1 protein-coding gene is annotated in these 305 nt (G+C 34.1%); it reads right to left on the bottom strand.

Translation table 11 applies throughout. The annotated features are described in order from the left end of the window. Positions 1–305: transposase (locus OM075_RS26050; RefSeq protein ID WP_301193449.1), on the bottom strand; the 305-nt coding region annotated here is incomplete at both ends.

The following is a 305-nucleotide window of genomic DNA, read 5'->3' as shown; positions in this document are numbered from 1 at the left end:
TAAGAAAGTATTAAAGCCAACTCACCACCACAATCTTTACAACTAAGACAGGAACGTTTTCCAAACTTCATTTCAAGTACCTGAGCTCTTGAAAGATTTAGTTTATGAAAAGTTACCTTTAAGTCTTTGCGTAATAGCTCTAAACATTTGGATTTATTACGAGCACTCAAAAAGCCAAGATGCCTTATTCTTCTGAAATGAGGTGGGACGATATGCTCCACAAACCTTTTTAAAAAATCAACGCCAGTAATAGTTTGCGTTTCTGATTTATAATTATCCTTTCTGTTGCACCATTTAAAAGTAAC

It is taken from the genome of Plebeiibacterium sediminum (assembly GCF_026013605.1).
Classification (GTDB): Bacteria; Bacteroidota; Bacteroidia; order Bacteroidales; family Marinilabiliaceae; genus Saccharicrinis; species Saccharicrinis sediminus.
This window is presented reverse-complemented; position numbering and strand designations above follow the sequence as displayed.